Annotated in this window: 16 protein-coding genes; 5 read left to right on the plus strand and 11 right to left on the minus strand. The window is 41.7% G+C overall.

The window, feature by feature from the left end; genetic code table 11:
- Positions 1 to 135: 135 nt before the first annotated feature.
- From L1266_RS17170 to apbC, 3 genes are all read right to left on the minus strand, one after another.
- Entirely contained in the window at positions 136 to 3,087 is a 2,952-nt protein-coding gene (locus L1266_RS17170; RefSeq protein ID WP_235377981.1) for a TonB-dependent receptor, read from the minus strand.
- Between the two features lie 78 nt (positions 3,088 to 3,165).
- Positions 3,166 to 5,310, minus strand: a complete 2,145-nt coding sequence (locus L1266_RS17175; protein WP_235377982.1) for a glycoside hydrolase family 16 protein — start codon at positions 5,308 to 5,310, stop codon at positions 3,166 to 3,168.
- 320 nt (positions 5,311 to 5,630) lie between these two features.
- Positions 5,631 to 6,710: an iron-sulfur cluster carrier protein ApbC gene (gene apbC, locus L1266_RS17180; protein ID WP_235377983.1), complete on the minus strand. Its 1,080-nt coding sequence runs from the start codon at positions 6,708 to 6,710 to the stop codon at positions 5,631 to 5,633.
- 178 nt (positions 6,711 to 6,888) lie between these two features.
- Here apbC and metG point away from each other — a divergent pair, with 178 nt between their 5' ends.
- Positions 6,889 to 8,913, plus strand: a complete 2,025-nt coding sequence (gene metG, locus L1266_RS17185; protein WP_235377984.1) for a methionine--tRNA ligase — start codon at positions 6,889 to 6,891, stop codon at positions 8,911 to 8,913.
- A gap of 92 nt (positions 8,914 to 9,005) precedes the next feature.
- Here the strand turns inward: metG and L1266_RS17190 are convergent, their stop codons facing one another.
- A complete protein-coding gene (locus L1266_RS17190; protein ID WP_235377985.1) occupies positions 9,006 to 9,821 on the minus strand; it encodes a hypothetical protein in 816 nt (271 codons plus the stop codon).
- Positions 9,822 to 9,902: 81 nt separating this feature from the next.
- Positions 9,903 to 10,562 (minus strand): signal peptidase I, encoded by a 660-nt coding sequence (lepB, locus tag L1266_RS17195; protein ID WP_187490327.1) that lies wholly within the window; start codon positions 10,560 to 10,562, stop codon positions 9,903 to 9,905.
- 186 nt (positions 10,563 to 10,748) lie between these two features.
- Between lepB and L1266_RS17200 the strand changes: the two genes are divergently transcribed.
- Positions 10,749 to 11,207, plus strand: a complete 459-nt coding sequence (locus L1266_RS17200) for a hypothetical protein (RefSeq protein WP_235377986.1) — start codon at positions 10,749 to 10,751, stop codon at positions 11,205 to 11,207.
- On the plus strand, positions 11,208 to 11,414 hold the full coding sequence (locus tag L1266_RS17205; protein ID WP_054552938.1) for a helix-turn-helix transcriptional regulator: 207 nt from the start codon (positions 11,208 to 11,210) through the stop codon (positions 11,412 to 11,414).
- Positions 11,415 to 11,472: 58 nt separating this feature from the next.
- On the opposite strand, the gene L1266_RS17210 is transcribed toward L1266_RS17205, so the two are convergent.
- Genes L1266_RS17210 through aceK form a run of 4 tightly spaced genes read right to left on the minus strand, consistent with a single transcriptional unit; the run spans position 11,473 to position 15,031 of the window.
- Positions 11,473 to 11,733, minus strand: coding sequence for a DUF2999 family protein (locus L1266_RS17210; protein ID WP_054561248.1), 261 nt, complete (start codon positions 11,731 to 11,733; stop codon positions 11,473 to 11,475).
- A 53-nt stretch (positions 11,734 to 11,786) separates the two neighbouring features.
- A complete protein-coding gene (locus L1266_RS17215; protein WP_054552936.1) occupies positions 11,787 to 12,749 on the minus strand; it encodes a zinc-binding dehydrogenase in 963 nt (320 codons plus the stop codon).
- 8 nt (positions 12,750 to 12,757) lie between these two features.
- Positions 12,758 to 13,150 (minus strand): hypothetical protein, encoded by a 393-nt coding sequence (locus L1266_RS17220; RefSeq protein WP_054552935.1) that lies wholly within the window; start codon positions 13,148 to 13,150, stop codon positions 12,758 to 12,760.
- A gap of 51 nt (positions 13,151 to 13,201) precedes the next feature.
- Positions 13,202 to 15,031 (minus strand): bifunctional isocitrate dehydrogenase kinase/phosphatase, encoded by a 1,830-nt coding sequence (gene aceK, locus L1266_RS17225; RefSeq protein WP_235377987.1) that lies wholly within the window; start codon positions 15,029 to 15,031, stop codon positions 13,202 to 13,204.
- Positions 15,032 to 15,136: 105 nt separating this feature from the next.
- Here aceK and L1266_RS17230 point away from each other — a divergent pair, with 105 nt between their 5' ends.
- Both L1266_RS17230 and L1266_RS17235 read left to right on the plus strand, forming a co-directional pair.
- Positions 15,137 to 16,084 carry a LysR family transcriptional regulator gene (locus L1266_RS17230; protein ID WP_055021137.1) on the plus strand — a complete coding sequence of 316 codons (948 nt, stop codon included), beginning with the start codon at positions 15,137 to 15,139 and terminating at the stop codon, positions 16,082 to 16,084.
- A gap of 111 nt (positions 16,085 to 16,195) precedes the next feature.
- Positions 16,196 to 16,639, plus strand: coding sequence for a hypothetical protein (locus L1266_RS17235; RefSeq protein WP_054552932.1), 444 nt, complete (start codon positions 16,196 to 16,198; stop codon positions 16,637 to 16,639).
- Here the strand turns inward: L1266_RS17235 and icd are convergent.
- Positions 16,636 to 17,910 (minus strand): NADP-dependent isocitrate dehydrogenase, encoded by a 1,275-nt coding sequence (gene icd, locus L1266_RS17240; RefSeq protein WP_235377993.1) that lies wholly within the window; start codon positions 17,908 to 17,910, stop codon positions 16,636 to 16,638. The genes L1266_RS17235 and icd overlap by 4 nt on opposite strands.
- A gap of 92 nt (positions 17,911 to 18,002) precedes the next feature.
- Positions 18,003 to 20,684 (minus strand): 7TM diverse intracellular signaling domain-containing protein, encoded by a 2,682-nt coding sequence (locus tag L1266_RS17245; protein ID WP_235377988.1) that lies wholly within the window; start codon positions 20,682 to 20,684, stop codon positions 18,003 to 18,005.
- Positions 20,685 to 20,699 lie beyond the last annotated feature (15 nt).

The raw sequence follows: 20,699 nt of genomic DNA on the forward strand, positions 1-20,699 counted from the left end.
AGCTAATTATAGTGGACTTAGTGAGGCATATATTACACAAATCAACTGTGCGTTGCTTCAATAATTATTAATTAATTAAAATAGATAATAAAAAGCCGCTCAACGAGCGGCTTTTGTTCCTTTTGAGATCACATATTAAAAGCTATAACGGGCACCGATTGTGTAACGTGGTCCATATTGACGAGCAAATAAGAACTGCTCTTCGTAACGGCCATAGCCACGCTCAGTTTCGTTGTTAAGGTTTATACCTTCAAAGAAAACAGTCGTGTTTTCGTTAATGTCGTAGTTAACACTCAAGTCCCACTGACCATATGTATCGCCAAATTGTGGCGGCGCATCAGATGAGCCTTGTGCTTGACCAACACCAATTAAGTAAGAGTCACGCCATGCGTAAGTCACTTTCACAGATAAACCATCTTTATCGTAAAAAGCTTGGAAGTTAGCTGAGTCACTTAAGCCAGATAAAGGAGCTTGTTGAGTCAAACTTGCTACATCAAATTCAACATCACCATCAACAAACGTAGCATTAACCCCTAAACCAAAGCCGCTTTCACCAAATAAGTGTTGAACAGCTAGTTCAAAGCCATCAACCGATTTACTATCCGTGTTTTGTGGTTGAGAAATATTCCATACCATCAGTGGATCAGAACTCGTTGGTTCAATAGCACCATCCACATTACCATAACCTAATGCCAGCATTTCATTGAACACAGCGTCACTTGTAGCTTGCTCACCACGAGCTTCTACAGATGCCACAGCTTCAATGTAACGAGGACCATTTAAGATATCGTATAAACCATCAATGGTTGTTTCAGTTATTTGCGTTTGAATAAAGTTATCTACGTCTTTTTTGAAGTAACCAACCGAAGCATAGCTACCTTCGCCGTAGTAATATTCAAGGGATAAATCGAGGTTAGTTGATTCAAATGGCAACAGATCAGTATTACCTTGGCTACCTGTACGCGAACCTGGTTTCGGGCTACCCGTTAAGCTACGGCCACCAGCCAAATTACCCAGCGGCGCACGTGCCATGGTTTTACCCCATGAAACACGACCAACAAGCTCGTCTGTAATTTCAACTTTTACGTCGATGTTCGGCAACCAGATATCATAGTTACCTTCTTCTTGATAAAAGTTATCTGTACCGCCAGTTTCGTACTGCATGATCCACTCAGATGAACTCACCCAGTTAACTTGGCTTTCAACACGTTGACGAACCGTACTGGTCACATCCGTTTCTTCATAACGAAGACCTGCGTTAATCTGTACGAAGTAATCAGATAATTCAAACTCCCATAAGCTGTTCACATAGAAGCTTTGCGTTTTCTCTTCTACGTAGCTTTCACTGTCGATACCATCAAAGAATGGATCAATTGAGTATTGATTATCGCCCAATAAGTCTTCATTCAAATAAGCAAGTTGACGCGCTAACGCTTCTTCAAAGCTATAGGTGTAATAGTAATTTGGTTCAAGGGCACTACCACCACCAGAGAATTGATCTAGCATGTCGCCTGTATCATTATAAGTGAACATGCCATCAGGGAAGATTTCGGTGAATGATGGGTTAAAACCAGGGCCGCCACGTAAGCCACTCCATGCAGTAAAACCGCCCATAGTTTGCTTAGTATTGGCAGCACCGAATTTCACTTTAACAAGTGGAATTTCAAAGCTTTCATTAAACCAGGTTGCATGAAGCTGAGCTTGCTCAACATTAGACTCACCAGGCGAGTAAATAAACTGACTGAAGTTTGAATCAATCTCACTTGGATCAAGCACCGTTGTGCCATTGTTCCAGTTAACGTAGGCATGCGGAACTTCACCAGTGCGATAATCATATACTTTGCTCTGTAACTGATCTGAGCCAAGAATGATTTGACCATCAGAACCTAAGCCATCATCTGCGCCGTTATCTGTTTCGTTTTTCGAATCGTGATAATCGAACTCAACTTCCCACTGGTCGTTAATTTGCCACTCTAGGTTTAAACCAATTGAACGTGCTTTAACTTCAGTAGTGCCACGGCTTGCTGTAAATGAACCATCATTACCACTGATATCGGCATAAATCGCTGTACCATTTTCATCAAGCTCATAGCTGTTAATGTTACTGCCAAACTCATTCCAAATACCCCAACCCACGGTATTCACACCGGTGATTGCACGACTCGCCGTGTAATCAACCGTTGCAGTGAAGCTTTCAATTGGCGAGTACTGTAAAGTTACTTGGCCATTAGTGCGCTCACGTTCAACATCAGCAATGCTGTAGTTCATGTCTTTCGGAAAGAAATGATTACCGACACGGTTGCCTTCGCTATCGACTGCACGAGGGTCAATGTAGTCAGCTTCATCAAGGGTCGGTAAATCAACATTGGCTTGCCAACCTTGAATATTGGCGTTTTGCTGTTGAAAATCACGTTCTTGATGTGAGAATGATGCCGCAAAACCAAATGTATCATCAACATAAGTATTGCTGTACATTGCAGAAAACTCTGGGGTTACATCATCACCGGCCTCATTAGATGAATCGTGAATAGCCTTAATAGACGAGCTAAATTTCTCGCCAGGGCTATTTAATGGGCGCGTAGTAATAATATTTACCGTAGCACCTAGACCACCACTTGGTACATCTGCTTGCCCTGATTTCGCTACTTCAAGTGCACTGACACCGTCAGCGGCAATATTCTCAAGGGCGTAAGAACGGGTGTAACCCGTGCCTGGCATTTGACGGCCATTCAGCATTACGAGGTTAAACTCAGGACCAAAACCACGTACCGTAATTTCGCTACCTTCGCCGTTAGAACGACTCACTGATACACCGGTAATACGTTGTAATGATTCAGCTAAGTTAGTATCTGGGAATTTACCCATCTCTTCTGCTGAAATCGCATCTACAACACCTGTTGCATCACGTTTCATATCCATGGCGCGGATCATACTGCCACGAATACCTTTAATTTCGATAACTTCAATATCGTTATCAGCTTTCTCTTGTTCATCTTGTGCATAAGCAGACATAGTGCCCAGCCCTGCAGTTAAGATCATCGCAACTGACGCTGCAAGAGGTGTTTTAATAAATTTTGTGCTTTTCATGATTTACCTGCTTTTGCAATATGTTGTCATGGATACTGGGTGCCATATTCAGCACCCATCACTTGTTGCCAATGTTAATTACGGGTTTGAAATAACTGCATTATCAATACGGAACACAGCTCCCTCACCTTGACTCCACGCAGGAAATACCATGATGACATCAATTGAACTTATGTCTAAACCGGCTTGTAACAATGAATTGACCGTAAAAGTATAGGTTTGCCACTCACCTGCAACAGGGTCAACACCTTCTATGCTGGTATTAAGGTTAACTTCAACTGCAGTACCACCATTATCAGGGCCACCACTAGATTCTACTTTAACAAACCAAGCTGCATCCGGTGTTGATGATAAAGAGGTGATCTTCATCTCAAATTGCAATACACCCTCATCAATTAAAGATGATGCATCAAATTGACTGCCACTGCCGCCTGATGTAGTACGGTTGTTAAAGCCAACAACGGTTGGTTTTGGTCCAATCGAAAATTCAGCAGTCAAACCATGTTGCTCATCATCGACGGCCTCAATAGGTGCTAAATCACCACAACAGTTCCAAAGTGGCCAATCAAGATTCATCTCGTCAGCAAAAAGAGTTAATGTTGCAGGAGGTGCATCATTTGTGATCTCTACATTATCCACACGATAAACAGCACCATCACCTTGACCCCACGCAGGGAAAATCATGATCACATCAATCAGCGATACATTTAAACCCGCATCAGCTAATGTTTGCAGTGGGAAGGTATAAGTTTGCCATTCACCAGCAACTGGGCTAACACCTTCAGTGCTAGCACTTAGGTTTAGTTCAACGGCTGTCTTGCCTTCATCACTTTCAATTTTGAAAAGCCAAGGTGCATCTGGAGTAGAAGGTAATGAAGTCACTTGCATATCAAAACGCACAAAACCATCTTCTAACATAGCGCTGGCGTCATAAGGAGACGCTTCACCATTTTCATCGGTAATAAAGAGAGCACGGCTAATAAAGCCATTTACTGTAGGTTTTGCACCTACAACAAACTCAACTACATTACCACGCTCTGCATCTTCAACAAGCGCAGGTGTTGATTCACCGCAACAATCCCATGCAGGCCAGTTAGGGTTAAAACTGCTATCAAAAATAGTAAGCGGCGTTACCGTGCCATCACTTGGTGGTGTTGGAGCCGGAGCTTTGCCTTGCACAAGTGCATCGTCTAAGTTGTCGTAACCCGGGCGCACGGTTTCACAGCCTTTACCTGTGTCAGGGTCTTGTGCACATTCGTAAACACGTACATAGTCAACTTCAAAAGTTTGACCATTTTCGAATGCAGTTGCATCAACACCCAGGGCATTAACGTTTTCAGGCCAATCACCACCCACTGCGAAGTTCAGGATTAAATAAAATTCTTGATCGTAAGGAGATGCATCCCAAAAAGTCGTTAACTCTCCGGTTGTTTGATCGAAGTACTCTGAATACCAGCCTCTGTGCTTAAGTGCAATCTCATTGCCCTTCGCATCATAAAGCACTTCTGATTGGCGCTGTGTAGCATATAAATAATCATCTACGTACCAACGAATTTCCCCTTCTTGCCACTCGATAGCATAAGTATGAAAGTCATCAGCAGGATTAGAATCTTGAGCGAAGGTATAAGCTTTGCCACTGCTATCATTATTTGGCCACTCTTGGCCGTAATGTAATGTGCCGTAGATATTTGATTCTACACCGTCATCGGTTGGTACTTTTAAATTAACCGACTCAACAATGTCGATTTCACCAGAGCGAGGCCATCCACCATAAACTTCATCGGTAGGCATCATCCAAAACGCAGGCCAAGAACCTTGCCCACTAGGCAGCTTTGCGCGTACTTCAAAGCGACCATATTTAAAATCAGCTTTGTAACGAGTATTAATACGCGCAGAGGTATAAGGCTTATCAGCCCCTTCTTCCGCAGGTAACGCAACGATATTAAGAATACCGTCTGCAATAAAGGCGTTTTCTTCACTGTCGGTATAACATTGTTTTTCGTTATTACCGCCACCCGCACAGTTTATTTCGAAACTCCATTTTTTGTCATCGATAGCATCGCCATCAAAATTATCTTCCCAAACCATCACCCAGTCTGAAACAGGCTCAGTTGGGTTGACAGTATCAATTTTCGTATCTGTGGCAGAGCCGCCGCAGCCAGCTAATGTCGCTACTGAAAGCGCCATTGTAAGTTGTGTTAAGTGTGTTTTGAATCTGTTCATTGCATTGAACCCTAACATTATGTGTTTGTTAGTACTCAACTGATTTATATGAATATTATTCTAACCAGTCAATTGTAAGCGCTTACATTTAAAGGTAAATAAAAAGCCCCGTAAATGTAAGCGCTTTCATTAGACTATGATAAGGTTATTAAAACGTCAATAAAATATTAACATTTGTGGCGATTTTGTTTTTTGGACATGTTTAACGAAAATGTAGGCTATATACGGCTAAAAGAGGGGTTTAAGAGCAAAGTTAATGATAAAGAACCACCCAAGATTTTGTTAATAAGAAAAATCGATTAACAAAATCTTTGCAACAATCAATCTTCAGTAATGACTATTTCAACTGCGCTTGTGTGCGCCTGTTGATAATACAAGCTACTGGCAAGCACACGGGCAGCGGTTTTGTAGGTTTCGCTTATTTGAGCCGCGTTGTCTTTGGCAATTAAATCGCCCTGCTCCGAGCTTTCACGAATTTCAATGGCCAGTGGAATATTTGCCAGCACAGGCACACCATGACGATGTGCTAATTTTACGGCACCATCTTTACCAAATACATGATTAGGCTCACCACAATGACCACATAAGAAGTAGCTCATGTTTTCAATTAAGCCAAGCACAGGCACGTTCACTTTATTGAACATGGCAATGCCCTTTTGTGCATCGGCTAGGGCTAAATCTTGAGGCGTGGTGATGATCACCGCACCACTGGCTGGCACTTTTTGGCTCATGGTTAATTGAATATCACCCGTGCCTGGAGGCATATCAACGATGAGATAATCAAGCTCTCCCCAAGCGGTCTCGTTCATTAATTGATTAAGTGCACCTGATGCCATTGGTCCGCGCCAAACGGTTGCATCATCGCTTGGTACTAAAAAGCCAATCGATTGCGCTTTGAGGTTATGCGCCTCAAAAGGAAGTAAGTTTTTATTATCGGCTGTTTTCGGCTCAGCCCCTTGTAGGCCCAGAAGCAGTGGAATAGACGGGCCATAAATGTCGGCATCGAGAATACCCACTTTGGCACCTTCTTGCTCTAAAGCTGAGGCAAGATTCACCGCTGTAGTTGACTTTCCAACGCCCCCCTTTCCTGAAGCAACGAGCACAATATGTTTGATTTGCTTAAAACTATATGTGCTTGGTAATTTCACTTTAGCGCTAATTGACACAGGCACTGATAGTTTATCGGCGACAAATTTTTCAATGTCGTTGATTTCGCCCAAGCCTGCAAAAGGGAGGTTTAATTTGACTTGCCAGCTTTTATCGCTGTTTTGTTTAAGCTCTTCGAGCCAATCTTGCTCAATACCAATGGCAAATGCGCTACTACGATAAGCGGCTAAGGCAGCAATGATAGGTGCTTTTTCAGCCGATTTACTTGAGAATAGTTTTGACAGTCCAAACATAGCAATAAATTAGCGTTTCTTTGATGAAAAGTGCTGCGGAATTATGTAACATTCAAGGCATTAAAACCAGACAATTAGATAATATCATTGCTTTAGGTTGCATATGAGCAACTCACAATGAATTAAATAATGATATTCGAGCATATTTGCATCGAACTAATCTCAATTCGGAATGATTATGGCACAGCGAAAGATCCTGATTACTAGCGCATTACCTTATGCCAATGGCCCGACTCACTTGGGTCATTTACTAGAATATATCCAAACTGATATTTGGGCGCGTTTCCAAAAACAACAAGGTCATGAAACCTATTACGTTTGCGCGGATGATGCTCACGGCACACCAATTATGCTGAATGCGCAAAAGCAAGGGATCACGCCAGAAGAGATGGTTAAAAACGTGAGTGTTGAACGTCAACGTGACTTTGCTGATTTCAACATTGAGTTTGATAATTATCACAGCACGCACAGTGAAGAAAACCGTCATTTCAGCGAGTTAATCTACAACCGTTTAAATGAAGCAGGTCACATTAAAAAGCATACTATTTCTCAACTTTTCGACCCAGAGAAAGGTATCTTCTTACCAGATCGTTTTGTAACAGGTACTTGCCCAACGTGTAAGTCAGAAGATCAAAACGGTGACAGCTGTGATTCTTGTGGTGCAACTTACAGCCCAACTGAGCTTATTAACCCACGCTCTGTAATGTCGGGTGCTGAGCCAATTTTAAAAGATTCTGAGCATTACTTCTTCGACCTACCTGCTTTTGAAGACATGCTTAAAGAGTGGTTACACTCAGGCACGATTCAACAAGAAATGGCGAACAAGCTTGATGAATGGTTTGCAGATGGCCTACAGCAGTGGGATATCAGCCGTGACGCACCTTACTTTGGTTTTGAAATCCCAGGTGCACCGGGTAAATATTTCTACGTGTGGCTCGATGCACCAATCGGCTACATGGCAAGCTTTAAAAACCTGTGTGATAAAAAAGGGATTGATTTTGATGCATTCTGGCGCGAAGACTCAGATGCAGAGCTTTACCACTTCATTGGTAAAGATATCATCTATTTCCACAGCTTATTCTGGCCTGCAATGTTAGATGGCGCAAAATTCAGAAAGCCAACAAATGTATTTGCCCATGGTTTTGTAACTGTGAATGGCGCGAAGATGTCTAAATCAAAAGGCACTTTTGTTAAGGCGCGCACTTACCTTGATAACCTAGATCCTGAGTATCTTCGTTATTACTACGCAGCAAAACTAAACAACGGCATTACTGACCTTGATTTAAACCTTGAAGACTTTGCACTACGTGTAAACTCAGACTTAGTAGGTAAAGTGGTTAATATTGCAAGTCGTTGTGCAAGCTTCATCACCAAGAAGTTTGACGGCAAGCTTAGCAACACCGTAATGGACGAAGCGCTATTAGGTGAGTTCCAAGCGGCTTCTGCAAGCATTGCAAATCACTACGAAAACCGTGATTATAGCCGTGCAATTCGTGAAATCATGGCCCTTGCTGATAAAGCAAACCAATTCATCGACGCTAAAGCGCCATGGGTGTTAATTAAAGACGAAACAAAACAACAAGAAGCACACGATGTATGCTCACTTGGTTTAAATATGTTCCGTGTACTTATCACCTACTTAAAACCTGTTCTACCTGGTATGGCTGCAAACGTTGAAGCCTTCTTAAACGACGGTTTAACATGGCAAGGCGCGCAAACAGCGCTGGTTGGTCACGCAATTAATAAGTTCAAACCGTTAATGCAACGTGTTGAAATGGATAAAGTAAACAAAATGATTGAAGAGTCAAAAGAAAGTCTAGTTGCTGAAAAAGACAAGATTGATCCAAACAGCCCACTCGCAAAAGAACCTATCAGCCCAGAAATCGAATTTGATGATTTTGCGAAAGTTGATTTACGCGTAGCAAAAATTGCTAAAGCAGAACACGTTGAAGGCGCAGATAAGTTATTAAAACTAACTTTAGATTTAGGTGGCGAAACGCGCCAAGTATTCGCAGGTATTAAATCGGCGTATGCACCAGAAGACATCGAAGGCAAGCTAACGGTAATGGTAGCAAACCTTAAGCCTCGTAAGATGCGTTTTGGTATGTCTGAAGGCATGGTATTAGCAGCAGGCCCTGGCGGAAAAGAAATTTATATTCTTAACCCTGATGAAGGCTCAGAGCCTGGCATGCGTGTAATGTAATTACACAATTGCTAGTTAATATAAAGAACCGTTGTGTTTCAGACACAACGGTTTTTTGTATTTAATGAATGCTTTAGATTAATGTTGTTAGCTTAAGAGCTGGGGCATGCAGGATATTCAGCAAGCACTTGTGTAATTATTTGCCCAAACTGCTGGTGTTGCTGTTCGGTAATCGCAAAAGCAGCATTGTAAGCTAGGGTATCTGCAAGCTCACCTGTTATAACTTCATAAAAAGTCATCGCGGTCAGTAAGTGCCCTGCGTTTGATGCATGATTACCATCTGCGCTGTAAAAATTAAGCTCAGGTAATGCGGCGATTGCTTTGTCCCAAACTAAGCCGATTGGTGCAACACAGCTTGCCTCTTTTTCGCTAATCGACAAATGCAATTGATAAACAAGCTCCCCTTCTTTGCTATCACCTCTTTGCGGATGCTCAGGAAACAAAATAGGTGTAATTTCCAGCTCTTTTGCACTGGCAATTAATCGCTCAGCCTCACTTGTAGAATAATTAACAGAGCCAGACTGAGAATACTTTTGACCTTGAAAAATAGCATGGCTCCAATTGGCTTGCTGTAGCTTTTCAACATTGCCCGATGTGTTCACTATTTCATCTAAAAAACGACCACTGACGGTAAGCGTTGAAACTTGAGCGTTGGTTAACTCACTGGAAATAAGCTGTTCAAGCAAATCCCCTAATCTAGCACTATGGCTATTGCCATAAATAATAATTTTATAGTCAGCACTACCACTGTTATCGACAAGCTCAACACCTGTATCCGGTGTTGAGCTGTTAGTGTCATCAACTTTTGTAGATTCGTTTTTTGAGCTCGAACCACATGCAACTAGGCTAATTGAAAAGACGAGTAACAAAAGAGATCGAATTAATCTCGCACACTTATCATTTATCATACTTTACCTTTTGGCTTATTATTTTATGTCGTTAATATTGAAACATAAAATTCTAAATTACCAATTTTGTACGATTTTTATCTAGGGTGCTAAGTACAAATCATGCAAGAGTCGCTCTTTTCGAGGTAAGTAATAATCATCATAATCAAGTGACACTATGACTCTTTTAGCTTTGCCTAATAACTCACTGCGAGGCACTAGCCCAATCACTCGCGAGTCTGCACTGTGATCGCGATTATCGCCCATCGCTAGATACATATCATTTGGAATAACGACAGGTGCAAAATGCTGCATCACCGAGGGCGTTTTTGATACCTGAATAGCGTGCTGAACACCGGCAAGATTTTCAATGAGTGTTTGCTGCTCTTGCTTATCATCAGTTAATGCGTAATCAAGTGCTTTACCGTTAATGATCAATTTATTATCGACTAAAGTCACTGTATCGCCCGGCACGCCAATAACACGCTTTATCAAACGGTTATTTGCAGCCTTAGAATCAAATACAATAATATCGCCGGCTTTTGGCTCATCAGTACGCATTAGCGAAATATGACTAAATGGTACACGCAGATCATAAGCCATTTTATCCGTTAAAATACGGTCCCCTTCAACGATGGTCGGATTCATTGAACCTGTTGGCACTTCATACCAATCAGCCACTGCACTTCTAAACACACTCATCAAGCAGATAAATAAAATCAATGAGCGGTTATTTTTCCATACCTTTAAAAGCCAGTTCATATTCGTTCCTTATTTATTGTTTGTGTCATTAGGAGTCTGAGCGGTACAAATTAGTTCTTAACTAAATGTAACGAAATGCGTCAATGATAAAAATACCATACATGATGTTAAAAATATTTGACACAGCAAGCAATGAGTAGTTTACTTAACACCAAGTCAAATATTTTTTACATAGGGTGGAAGAAAATGAGCTACAAAGAAATGACAATTTGGGGCACCTTGGTGGTAACCATAGGCCTGTTAAGCTATTACATGTTAGGTATTAATTCACTACAAGCCGCGGGTGCTCTAAGCCAAGAGACCATGGTGTCTTATTTGTATAGGGTTGCCGTAGTTGCGGTGATCCTAGAGATAATTATGCAATCTGTACTTGCTGGTATTAAACACAAAGAAGCAGACTTAGGGGATGATGAGCGTGATAAGCTCATTGACCTAAAAAGCACCAAGCTTGGTCACTGGTTTTGCTCTGCAACTATCTTAATATGTGTATTTTTAGCGACGCAAATTGAGCGCGTATCTGGACGCATGCTGTTACCTGAGGTCTCAGATCTATATAATATTATGCACTTTCTTATTATTGGTTTTTTAGTCAGTGAAATTATTACTATTGCCAGCAAAGCGTATTTATATCGAAGAGACAGCTAGATGACAAAACAGCTCAGTAATACCATTCGGGAACTTCGATTTCATCACAATGAAATGACTCAGCAAGCATTGGCAGAGGCTGTTGGAGTTTCAAGGCAAACCATAGTAGCGATTGAAAAAGGTAAATACTCACCGTCGCTCGAGGTGGCTTTTAAGATTGCTCAATTGTTTGATAAAAAACTGGACGATGTGTTTTCGTATCAATAGGACCAACAAAAAAGGTTAGCCAAAGAGCTAACCTTTTTTAAATTCGTATCATTTAATTTTATGACTGCTGATTTTTGAACTGCGCTTTGGCTTGCTCAACTTCATCATCACTGATACCCACTGATTCAGCCGCTTCTTTAATAAGGTGTGGCTGCGTCATCACTAATGCCATCAATTGTTGAAGCTTTTCTGGTGGGATACCTAACTGTTGGACCAGACCCATTGCCATCATTGGGTTTTCCATAAACGCTTGAAACAGCTCACGCACTTTCTCGTCACTTACATTGTGCTCTTTGAGCATTGCAATAATAGGGTTCATATTAACCTTTACTTTTAACTACTAATAAAACCAATAATATGGGCAAATTGATGTTATTCAACTAACATCACCACTTTTCCCGAGTTTTCGTTGTTATCTAAAATACGGTGAGCCTCATTCGCTTCTTGCCAATTTAAGGTTTTATAGATATTGCAATCGAACAACCCGTTGGCCAAGTCATCATAAAAACGCGAAATAAACTGCTCTTTTAAATCACGTTTAAATTCAATTGAACGGTTACGCAAGGTTGATGCATGAAAGGAAATACGTTTGCTAAGCAGCCTTGCAAAGTCAACCTCAGCAAAGCGCGCATCTAAAAAGGCTAACATCACAATTTGGCAATCTATTGCTGCAACGGCAGCATTTTTATTTAAATAGCGTCCTGAGACAGGATCAACAATGGTATTGGCCTGTAAATTATTGGCTTTGAAGTACTCTACAAAATCAGTGGTTTTATAATTAATGGTGTGGTCTGCGCCAAGCTGTTTGGCATGTTCGCACTTTTCATCGCTACCTGCAGTTATCACTACTTGAGCACCCGCGCGTTTTGCCATTTGAATTGCCGCCCCACCGACACCACTGGCTCCCGCATGGATCAGTGCCGTTTGCCCCGCTTTGAGCTGACCAAATTGAAATAAGGCAGAAAAAGCCGTTAAATAAACTTCGCTGATAGCAGCGCCCTCTGCCATTGTCATTTCATCTGGTAACGGCATCACTTGTGCAGCATCAACGGCAACATACTCGCTGTAAGCACCGCCCGCGCATAAGGTAAAAACACGTTTATTCAGCCAGTCACCGGATACTGCACTACCTTGCTCAACAATGGTACCGGCGCATTCTAGCCCTAAAATTTCACTGTCACCTTTGGGCGCAGGATATTTACCTTGTCGCTGTAAACAATCTGCCCGATTAACGCCAATTGCTGCAACAGCAATAAGAACTTCGTTATCTTTTAGTACTGGTTTTTCTGTTTGCGCAAAATGTAACTGTGAATCTTCGTGCTTAATATAACGCATATCACCTTCTATTTAATTCGTTGCCAGATCTCAGCTTCGACTAATTTGCCATTTTCATACAAGGTGTGATGCCACAAGTCACCTTCTAGTTTGTAATCAAATGCCATGGTCTTACCAAGTAGTGAAGGTACATTACCATAGGAAAAAGTTTCGATAAATTGCTGGTCTTGCAAAACATATTTGCCGCCACCAGCATAATGAAAGTTGCCTTGCTTTTGAGTGATATAGCTAAAATGACTAGGTGTAATCAGTTTAACTGAGGATATTTCTGGCGCTTTTGCCGTCACATAGCCGTCATTGGTTGCATATTTGCCTTCAACAAATTGCCAGCTACCTAATAACGGATTGGCGCTTACCATAGACGAAATAAATAAACTCGATAATAACAGTGTGTTTTTCATAGTGAGTTCCTTAGCAATTTTTCAATAGCATACGCTAACACTATGTTCCTATTAAACAGTTATAGGTTGAGATTTTTTCATTTGAGCTCTCATCGAAGAAAAGCGCCAAGACTGCTTATAAGGATAAACATCAAGCAATTGCCCATCGTTTATCGCAGTTTGTAATTGCTGCCACATTGTGGCGGTGAAAATATCTTGATGCGCAGCATTAAAGTGATCAAACGCTCGCTTATTAGCGCTAAAAAATACTTTAAACTGGCTCGGAAATACGTCGTTTTCTGCGATATCAAAGTAGCTTTCGCTACTGAGTTCATCTAATGAATCCTCGGTTTTTGGCAGTTCTCTAAATTGACACTCTGTCATCGGGCAAATCTCATCGTAGTCATAAAACACCACTCTTCCCCAACGGGTTACACCAAAGTTTTTCATCAGCATATCACCGGGGAAAATATTAGCCCCCGCAAGCTCTTTTATTGCTTTACCGTAATCAACCATTACTTGCTGCAGTTTTCGCTCATCACAGTCGTTGATATACAAATTAAGCGGCGTCATTTTGCGCTCTACATACACATGACGCAAAATAAGTGCATTACCCGAAATCACAAGGCTGTCACCAATTTGCTGTTGCATTATTTGTATAAGCTCATCACTGAATCGGCTCAAATCGAACGCTAAATAGCGAAATTCATGGGTATCGACTAGCCGGCCAACTCGGTCGGCTTGTTTGACAAAATCGTATTTAGCCATCACCTGCTGTTTGGTAGCCGTTTTTGGCGCACTAAATTTATCCTTAATGACCTTGTACACATAATCTGAGCCTGGGGTGGTAAATACCAGCATCACCATGCCCGGCGTACCCGGCGCAAGTGTGTATTTATCGTCAACGGGGCTATTACGGGTGGTATCAACTTTATAACGATAAAACTCGGTTTTTGCGTGTTTGATAAAGCCTATAGCATTAAACAGCTCAAAACGTTGCTTATGAGGCATTAAAACACTGAGGTAATCAACATATCGGGCGGGTTGGTCAGTGTCGACCATAAAATAAGTACGCGCAAAGCCAAACAACAAGCTGAGTTGATCAGCTCCCATCATCACAGCATCAATGTGCAACCCTTTTTCACTGTTTAATAGCGCAATAGCAAATGGCATGTTATCGCCATTTTTAGCAATACAACGACCTATGATGTAGCACGCTTTATTTCTGAAAAACAATGAATTGGCGTATTCAATATAGCCATCGTTGAGAGCAAGCAGCTCATAAACTTGTGGGCATTGTTGTTTCGCTCCAGCAATCAAGGTGCGCTGTAACATGGCTACATCATCAGCAAAGTTAGCGTATTGTGAGCGAAACACATGGCGCTTTATCAAGCTACTAATCGCACTTTCAAAGCCATTTTGCAGAGAAATGCGGCTAACCAGTGAATCAAAGGGCCTTGGCCCCAGTTGATAGCGCGCTTTTAGCACAAACAAGTGCACATTGCGGATTTTTCGTGAGTCCCAAATTGCACCGAAGGTTGAATTAAAAAAGGTATGAGCAATGGGCTGGTTTTCGTGATTTTGCACCATTTCTGCGTATATTTGTTTGGCTAATAACCAAAGCGCTGGGTCGTCTACTTCGCTATAAGCAATAATTTTTACCGCTTGGCTTACCTTTTTTACTTGCCCTTCGTAAACTTGCAATCGCGATTTCATAGCCCCTTGAACTTGATGCCACTGGCGCTGTTCAAAACGACTTTGTGCACCGAGAGTTATATTTAAAAACTCTGCAAACATAGCCTCAAAGCCAGCATACACCGCACGGGCAAGCTTAGTCGCTACGACCTGATTTAACTGTTCGCTGTGTGATTTAACAGCCAAATGTGAACTTTGCTGTGGCATTATTTTTATCGCTTATGCTGATTATTTTAGTCGCCTTGTTTACACACAATAGCAAGCGCGCTTTAATTTAGGTAATTAATAAAGATAATAAATAAGATTGATCAAATGAATATTAGGCACGTCGACCTCAACCTATTAGTGTATTTAAATGTACTCATTGATGAACAAAGTGTGTCTAAAGCCGCCAATAAACTAGCTTTGACTCAACCTGCAATGAGTAATGCCCTTAAACGTTTGCGTGATTTATTTGATGATCCATTATTAGTGAGAGCCGCTGGCACAATGACGCCAACGGCAAAAGCGCTCAGTCTTAAACCAGAGATAGAATCACTGTTAAAAATGGCTGAGGAAATTACTCAGCCAAGTGAGGTATTCGACCCGAGCACCGCGAATATTACGTTTCGGATCATGGCAAACGACTATCTTGAATCAACGCTTATTGCGCCGTTTATCACTCAGCAGCTTGCAAAAAATCCGGGGCTTAATTTTGATATTTTGAGCCCAAGCGATGTTAACCTTCAAGATATGGAAAAAGGCACCATCGACCTTGCCATTAATCGCTTTAACGGCCTGCCCCGCTCATTCCACCAAGCCAGTGTGTGGCGAGACAATTACTGCTGCTTAACACACCCAGACAACCCTTACTTACAACAGCAAAACCTTGAAGGCTACCTTGCACAAGAACACATTTGGGTAAATCGGGCTGGTTGGGGCGTAGAAGCCGCAGTAACAAATAAATCAGGCAGCCAAAAACTCGGCTGGGTCGATGAGGCATTATGGCAATTAGAACAAACCCGCAATATTCGCGTATTCACCCGCCATTACATGGTTGCGAGCCTCCTTTGCCAATCACCTCAACTCATAGCCACATTGCCCCGCCGCCAAGCCATGTTGCTTGCAAAACACACTGATTTGGTAATAAGTCCAGTGCCATTTCAAATAGTTCCTATTGAAGTAAAAATGTTATGGAGCCCTTTGCTACATCACGCAAACCCGCATCAGTGGCTGCGTAGAGAGCTACTCGCCTTTGCCAGTACTGTGGCTGATCGCTAAAAACAGCATAATATTGATAAAATCAATATCAGTTATTGAAAACAACAATTTCATTAATAATGAGTGAAGGGCTAGAGTGAAGTTAAGCACATAAACAAAGAGAAAATGATTATGAAAACTTCAGCGCAATTCACTCAACAGGACGGCCTTTACATCAATGGTCAATTACACTCATTCATCGAGCAGCAGCTTTGTAAAAAAAGCGATTTAGCTTGCGAAGAAATTTACCAAACACTGGCAACCATGGTTGATGAGTTTGGTTGCCAATGTCGTAAAACCAAACATCAAGATGATGATGTTTTACAAGCAGACACACTGTTAAAAGCATATAGCACAGTACGTACTCACCCTCATTGCCATGTTGATGCACAAACAACAACTGCGGTGCTCGATGAATACTGCTGCCAAGTACCAGCTATTTTAGTGGTTGCGTTAATGGATACATTAACAGGCATGACAAGCAATGAGCCAGGTGCAGAGCACATTTATCAACGTGCAGCACAGTTAACAGGTAAACCATGTGTCTACGCAGTTAAAAGCGCCAATGCCGCTTAATATGGTTCATTATTTGAGTTACTTATTCGCGCGATGATGCTTGTTGCAAAATCACTGCAACTAAGCATCGTCGCATCGGCTACTAAGTTAGCCAAATCAAACGTCATTTCATTTGCGCTAAGCGTCTCTTCTAGGGCTTTCTCTATTTTATTCGCCGCTTCGTGCCAACCCATAAAACGTAGCATCATGACCGCGCTTAAAATACTGCTTGTTGGATTTGCACTGTCTTCCCCGGCGATGCGATTAAATGTACCATGAGTCGGTTCAAAAAAGGCCACTTCATTATTTAAGTTTGCCGCAGGCATAATACCTACCCCACCAACTTGTGCGGTTAGCATATCAGCTAAGTAATCGCCGTTTTGATTGGTTGTTACCACCACATCAAATTGCTCTGGGGTGAGCAGCGCTTGTTGAAGCATATTATCAGCAATCACTTCTTTAATGATTAAATCATCTTGTTCGTCTCGTTTGATCACCAACCAACGACCATTTTCATGCGCTTCAGCGTTGAACTCTTGCTCTGCTAGGGCAAATGCCCAACGTTTAAAGGCTCCATCGGTAAATTTAAGTACATTGCCTTTGTGCACCACCGTCAGTGATTCACTGTGCTCTTTAAGGGCAAAGTTAAGGGCGTAACGCATTAGTCGCTCTGCCGCCTCTTTCGAGCTATTTTTAATGCCAATACCGCATTGGTTATCAAAACGAAGTCGGGTGACACCCATTTCTTGGCATAAGAAATCAAGCATACGTTCGTTGTCAATACTGCCAGCCTGCCACTCAATGCCCGAGTAAACGTCTTCAGAGCTGTCGCGTATTACTGTGATTTGGGTTTTTTCAGGCTCTTTCAAAGGAGAAGGTAAATGCGGGTAACTGCGAATGGGCCGCATGTTAACGAATAAGTCCATCTCATGACGAAGAGCCACATTTAAAGAGCGAAAACCACCGCCAAGGGGGGTTGTTAGCGGCCCTTTTATGGCAATTTTATACTGTCTAACGGCATGTAGGGTTTCTTGCGGGAACCAGTCGCCGTCGTATAATGCTGCCGCTTTTTCGCCATTGAACACTTCCATCCAATGTATTTGTTTATCACCTTGATAAGCATGACTCACCGCAGCATCGACAATATCTCGCATCACCGGGCTAATATCTTGACCCACACCATCGCCTTCAATATAAGCAATAACCGGGTTATCAGGAATATGCCATTGGCCCTTACTATCAATCGTAATTTGCGCGCCGCTCGAGGGAACTGAAATATGTTGATACTGCATCATGCCTTCTCAGCAAAGAGTTTTAACAATATTAATATCAAGAAATAGCTAATTTGTCTGTGCTTACAAATAAATAGCCGCTATTCAAACAATCAATGGGTTACCTTGGTAAATTCATTTTCCATCGCATTAAATAATGAGCCAATTAACTGGGTATCCAAGGTTACAGTATCCTCTTTTAAGGCCGTATCGACAGCCACTGCTTTTACATACAGCATTTCACACTCAAACATATTAGCTGCACCTTTGAGCATATGCACATTTTTGCTGAACCCTTCTAAATCCATTTTTTTATATTGTTCTAGCATTTCTTTGTACTGTGTCTCTAACCCTTTTATATAATCATTTTTTAATGCCTGAAACTCTTTTTCAGGCAACTTTATATCTGCTAACTCATCGCATTCTAAATAACTGGCAATTTTATGACTAAAGGCATTTCTATCGATTGGTTTTGCAATCAAATCATTAAAGCCCTGCTTCATATAACGCGTCACTTCATGCTTCATAGTATTCGCTGTTAGCGCAATGATAGGCACGCTTACTCCGGTTGCTTGCATCATTTTTAAAGCTTCTTGGCCGTCCATAATCGGCATTTGAATATCGAGCAAAATAAGGTCAAAGCTGTCTTCGAGGGTCGCTTGTACTGCGTCTTTACCATTTTCAACAGTGGTCACTGTCAGCCCCATACGCTCTAGTATTCGCGCAATTAAACGTCGGTTGTCTGGGTGGTCTTCGGCAAGTAATACCCTACCCTTTAAATTCTCTGGTGCATCAAGCTTACTAAACGGTGAGGTTTCAACAAGTTTCACTTCGCTCATATCATTGAGCCAACGAGTGCTGTCTGTGGTGTACACCGACATAGTGAAAATAAACTCACTGCCAGAGCCGACATTACTTTTAACGCTGATATCCCCATCCAATTTCTGCGCAAGGCTCTTTGAAATATTAAGACCAAGCCCAGTACCACCATACTGCCTAGAAATACTCGAATCAGCTTGATAAAAAGCACTAAATAACAACTGCTGCTCTTTTTCAGTCATACCAATGCCAGTATCTTTTACACTAATTGACAACTTATCGTTGTGACAGCTCACAGTTAAGGTTATACGCCCCACTTGCGTGAACTTAAGGGCATTGGTTGTTAAGTTTAATAAGATTTGCCTTAATCGACTCGGATCGGTAATCAAGTAGTCTGGTAATGGGAACTGATAATCGACACTGAACTTTAAGCCCTTATCGCGAATTTGCTTGCCAATGAGCGACTCTATATTGGCAATCGTGGCAAACAAGTCTGTTTCGACTAAATCAATTTCGAGCTTGTTAGCTTCAATCTTCGACATATCGAGGATATCGTTAATTAATCCAAGAACATGACGGCTATTTTGCAAAATAACCCCAATTCCATGGTTGCGCTCATGGGGCTTAATATCCCCGAGCATAATGCCATCTGCATAACCAATGATTGACGTCATTGGGGTGCGAATTTCATGACTGATATTCGCTAAGAAACGGCTTTTAGCCTCATTTGCATCGCGAAGCTCTGAGGCGAGTTCTTCAAGCTCCAACGTTCTTAAATGGACTTTTTCTTCTAGATTTTTGTTGAGCTCTACGTTGTCATCGTGAAGCAGTCTAAACTTATCGGCCACAGCAAACGCAAGCAACATAGCGTCCATAGCGGTGCCTATCAAACCCAATAAATATAAATTAATGGAGGTTGCTGGCAGCAAGCCTAAATTAGTTAAATTACCTACCATATTCGGTAGCATCATGGCTATGTAAGCAAGCACAAAATATCGCGCTGGCTTAAAGCCAATAAGCATACAGCGAATACCTATGTATAAGCCTAAACATAAAGCAACGCCCGTCACTAACGTTGACCAATAAAAACCAAAGCTTGGCCATAAAATACAAAACGGTATACCCAAGGTCGCGATCACACCCACCATCAATGATAATTGCGCCAGTTTTGGAAATGTCTCTTTGAGTTTAAGCAAGTTGTTGTAAAACAGAATATTGGTTAATGGCGTGAGCGCAAAGCCAAGCCAATGAAGGTGAGGATTATAGTAACCAAATAGCTGATCCGAAATATGGAAAAAGTGGCTCCAAGCAAACACCCAAGATGCAGTAAATAATGCATAGTAAAGATGTGTCACATCACGGGAAACCAAATAAATTAATAAGTTATATAAGCCAAGCGCAATACCCACCCCAAAGCAGAGCATCATGACCATATTTTCAACGGTTATATTCTGAAAATAATCTTGGTATGGCGTTAATACTAGCTTTGCAGGGGTATAAAAGTAGTCACTTTCAAAATAGGTAATTAGCGTATAGCGCTTGCCTTTCTCAAGAGACAAACGATTACCATAGTGGAATGCAAACTGATTTGGCTCTTTACCACCCGTTACAAAGTGCTGTATGGGGGCTGTTGGATCAGTGATATCGTAAATGCGGCTTTCTATTTTTGAAACCAAGGTGTTATACGGATAGAGCACTAAATCTTCGATATCACTTTGATTTTCAATTTCAACAATTAACCAATAACTACCACCAACCGAGCTTATTCGAGATTGTGGCTTTTTGCTGGCTCGCCAAGTATCAATTTCAGCCACTGATTGCGGGAACATATTATCGTTCGCCGTAAACACATCACCGACATCATGAAGATTTTGATCAGCCACAGCATCGGTGTAGACAAACGTCTCTTGTGCATTAGCCGAGACTCTTAATAACAACAAAAACAGCAGAGTACTAAAATACAGCTTAAACCGCATTCACAAAACCCCTGT

The organism is Pseudoalteromonas sp. Cn5-37 (genome assembly GCF_021532495.1).
In the GTDB taxonomy this organism is placed as follows: domain Bacteria; phylum Pseudomonadota; class Gammaproteobacteria; order Enterobacterales; family Alteromonadaceae; genus Pseudoalteromonas; species Pseudoalteromonas simplex.